This window comes from Dysgonomonas sp. Marseille-P4677, from assembly GCF_016652235.1.
Classification (GTDB): Bacteria; Bacteroidota; Bacteroidia; order Bacteroidales; family Dysgonomonadaceae; genus Dysgonomonas.
Genome location: NZ_JAEPKU010000252.1, coordinates 1 through 1,909, shown reverse-complemented (window position 1 = coordinate 1,909; position 1,909 = coordinate 1). Strand labels below are relative to the sequence as shown.

Below are 1,909 nucleotides of genomic sequence, written 5' to 3'. Positions count from 1 at the left end.
ATTTTTATAAATAAAAAGGACTAAGAAATAAATCTTAGTCCCTTTTTTAGTCCTTACTGATCATAAAACTCTAATTATCAGCCTTGTTTGCGGAGAGAGAGGGATTCGAACCCCCGGAACCTCGCAGTTCAACGGTTTTCAAGACCGCCGCAATCGACCACTCTGCCATCTCTCCAATGTTAGTCTAACACTGTGCTTTTCCTTAAAAGCGATGCAAAGATATGTACTTTTTTCTAATTGCAAAATAAAAAAACACCTTTTTTATTTTTTCATCAAAGAAAATTCAAAAACCTTCTCCATGTCAGTAATTAAAAGTTGATATATCTTTTGTATATTTGCACTCTAAATTGGGATAATATACCTATAACTATTATAGATAAACAATAAGAATTAAATAATATAGATGGATAAAATACGTAATTTTTGCATTATTGCACATATCGACCATGGTAAAAGCACCTTAGCTGACAGGCTTTTAGAATATACTAAAACCGTAGAAGGCAAAGAAATGCAAGCGCAGGTACTTGATAATATGGATTTGGAGCGTGAACGTGGTATCACGATAAAGAGCCATGCCATCCAAATGGAATATATGTACAAAGGTGAAAAATATATTTTAAATCTTATAGATACCCCTGGACACGTAGATTTTTCGTACGAAGTATCCCGCTCTATAGCAGCTTGTGAAGGTGCTCTTCTTATCGTAGATGCTGCACAAGGAATACAAGCTCAGACTATATCCAATCTGTATATGGCTATAGAACACGATTTGGAGATTATTCCTATTTTAAATAAGATAGATCTTCCTAGTGCAATGCCAGACGAAGTCGAAGATCAAATTATTGAATTATTAGGCGTAAAACGAGAAGAAATAATCCGAGCTAGTGGAAAAACAGGTGAAGGTGTTTATGATATAATAGATGCTATTATAGAACGCATCCCAGCCCCACAAGGAGATGCGGAGGCACCTCTACAAGCTCTTATTTTCGATTCTGTATTTAACTCCTTCCGAGGAATTATAGCTTATTTTAAAGTCGTTAATGGTTCTATAAAAAAAGGAGACTTGGTTAAATTTTTCTCGACAGGCAAAGAATACGATGCTGATGAAGTAGGTGTTCTCAAATTAGATATGTCGCCTAGAGCTGAAGTAAAATGTGGAGATGTAGGTTATATCATATCAGGAATCAAGACATCGAAAGAAGTAAAAGTAGGTGATACAATTACTCACGTTAAAAATCCGTGCAAAAAAGCAATAGAGGGATTTGAAGAAGTGAAACCGATGGTATTTGCCGGAGTGTATCCTATCGAAAGTGAAGACTTTGAAGACCTTCGTGCATCTCTTGAAAAGCTACAACTAAATGATGCGTCCCTCACATTTCAGCCAGAATCATCAGTAGCATTAGGCTTCGGTTTTCGTTGCGGCTTCCTGGGATTATTACATATGGAAATAATTCAAGAACGCTTAGACAGAGAATTCAACATGGATGTTATAACAACCGTACCTAACGTTTCATATATAGTCCACGACAAGAAGGGAAATATTAAAGAAGTACATAATCCGGCAGGACTCCCCGACCCTACTCTGATCGATTATATAGAAGAACCCTACATACGTGCATCGGTTATCACAAATACAACTTATATAGGGCCGATAATGACATTGTGCCTCGGTAAACGTGGTATCCTCATAAAACAAGAATATATTTCGGGTGATCGTGTAGAAATCATCTACGATATCCCATTAGGCGAAATAGTAATCGACTTTTATGATAAACTGAAAAGTATATCGAAAGGATACGCATCTTTCGACTATCACATGCACGATTATCGTGAGGCCAGACTTGTAAAATTGGACATTCTGCTCAATGGAGAATCAGTAGACGCCCTCTCTACTTTGACACATATAGAC

General features: G+C 36.7%; 1 protein-coding gene and 1 tRNA gene. One reads left to right on the top strand and one right to left on the bottom strand.

Features of this window, described 5'->3' with window-relative positions:
- Positions 1-90 precede the first annotated feature (90 nt).
- Positions 91-175, bottom strand: a tRNA-Ser gene (locus JGH11_RS19835).
- A gap of 228 nt (positions 176-403) precedes the next feature.
- Between JGH11_RS19835 and lepA the strand changes: the two genes are divergently transcribed.
- A partial coding sequence (gene lepA, locus JGH11_RS19830) for a translation elongation factor 4 (protein WP_201114673.1) occupies positions 404-1,909 on the top strand: 1,506 nt, incomplete at its 3' end.